Origin of the sequence: Alcanivorax sp. UBA3183 (genome assembly GCF_002364155.1) — a bacterium.
Classification (GTDB): domain Bacteria; phylum Pseudomonadota; class Gammaproteobacteria; order Pseudomonadales; family Alcanivoracaceae; genus Alcanivorax; species Alcanivorax jadensis.
Genome location: NZ_DEXN01000040.1, coordinates 3,298 through 5,002, shown reverse-complemented (window position 1 = coordinate 5,002; position 1,705 = coordinate 3,298). Strand labels below are relative to the sequence as shown.

General features: G+C 58.2%; 2 protein-coding genes and 1 pseudogene. 2 read left to right on the top strand and 1 reads right to left on the bottom strand.

Going from position 1 to position 1,705, the window contains the following annotated elements:
- A partial coding sequence (locus B3Q33_RS12780; RefSeq protein WP_286828006.1) for a formyltetrahydrofolate deformylase occupies window positions 1-372 on the top strand: 372 nt, incomplete at its 5' end.
- A 120-nt stretch (window positions 373-492) separates the two neighbouring features.
- Here the strand turns inward: B3Q33_RS12780 and B3Q33_RS12775 are convergent.
- Window positions 493-1,155, bottom strand: a complete 663-nt coding sequence (locus B3Q33_RS12775; protein ID WP_273009439.1) for an outer membrane beta-barrel protein — start codon at window positions 1,153-1,155, stop codon at window positions 493-495.
- Between the two features lie 60 nt (window positions 1,156-1,215).
- Here B3Q33_RS12775 and B3Q33_RS12770 point away from each other — a divergent pair.
- A pseudogene (locus B3Q33_RS12770) lies at window positions 1,216-1,705 on the top strand (23S rRNA (cytidine(2498)-2'-O)-methyltransferase RlmM); the annotation flags it as partial.

Genomic DNA, 1,705 nt, shown 5'->3' with positions numbered 1-1,705 from the left:
CAGGTGGACGTGATCGTGTTGGCCCGCTACATGCAGATTCTGAGCAGCGAGTTTGTTTCGCACCATCCGCACCGCATTATCAACATCCACCATTCCTTCCTGCCAGCCTTCGTGGGCGCCAACCCCTATCAGCAGGCCCACGATCGTGGCGTCAAACTGATCGGTGCCACCAGCCACTATGTGACAGAAGATCTGGATCAGGGGCCGATCATCGAGCAGAACGTGCAGCGGGTCAGCCATCGGCATTCCGCTGACGAGCTGAAGTCGCTGGGGCAGGATGTGGAACGGCAGGTAATGCTGCGCGCAGTTCGCTGGCACCTGGAAGACCGGGTCATCGTCGATGGCAACAAGACCGTGGTGTTTGTGAAGTAACAGCAGACGGTGGTCTGCTGAGAGATGAAAAGGCGTGGCGCTGTTGGAGTTTTGCTTGCAGAGCGAAGACCGTTGCCAGGCGCTTCGGCTGGAAAGCATGGCTCCAACAGCATCCCCGGGTCAGTTGGAATACCGTAGTCCCACCCCAAAGGTGTCGAAGTTTTCGGATTCAAGTTGTGTCTGGCGGTAATCCGCCGTGACGGAGAGGTTGTCCAGCAACGGAATAGCCAATCCGGCGCCCAGATAAGGGGCGATACCACTTTGGCTGTCGTTGCTTGGGGCCTCCCTAAACGTCACCAGGGGGTCGCCATTATTATCCAGCAGGGTGCGCTGTTGACGATTCTCCAGCTCGAAATCGTAGATATAGGCGCCGCCTTTCAAGTACACCCAACGCTTGGTTTGCCACAGGAGCCCTACAGTGAAGCCATTGATTTCTAGCGAGTCTTCTTCGTTAATGCGGACATTGCTGGCACCAGCCTGACCTTCCGACAACGTCGGCATCCGTACGAATTCGCTGTCGATGGAATCCTTGCTCTGACGCAGGAAGCCCGCCTCCAGTCCCAGTCGAGAGTCTCCACCAATATCAACGCTGTTGAGCCACATGCCCAGACGAATATCCAGCCCGTCTGTGGTATCAAAGCCGTAGGGCGCCAGATCCGCGCGCAGCATCTGCGCCTCGGCGTAGAAATCCACATCCGGTGGTGCCAGTTCTTCTTCGGCGTGTATAAAAGGGGAGAGCAGGGCAGCGCCAAGGCCCAGGGTCAGCGGCAATATTGTTTTCATTATTGATCCAGCCGTTGTGATAAGGACAATGTGCCACATTGTAACCAGCGCGAGACCAACATGCACAGTGACTTGCAGCACGCCCATGATGAAACCCTGCTGGGGTTGTGCCGCCCCGGGTTCGAGAACGACCTGGCTGCGGAGCTGAACTACCATGCGGCAGAGCAGATGGTTGGCGGTTATCCGCGTACCGTCCCGGATAGCGGCTATGTGCTCTGGCACAGTCAGCAGGGCTCGATGGCGGCACTGCTGGGGAGCGGGCTGATTTTTGCCCGTAGCCTGAGCCTGGCCGAGGGCCAGTTCGTGGATATCGGCGATGACCGGATTGCCGAACTGTGGCCGCTTCTGAAGCAGGCGGCCCCTTTCAGCGAGGTGTTTCTGGAGCATCCGGACACCAACGAAGGTCGTGAGATGCAGCGCTTTCTGCGCGGTTTTCGCAAGGCTCTGGAGCCACGCCTGAAAAAGGCCGGCCTGTTGAAACCCGGTGCCCGCCAACGGGTGCACCTGTTCTTCAGTGATTCCCACAATGGCTGGGTGACCAGCAGCCCGA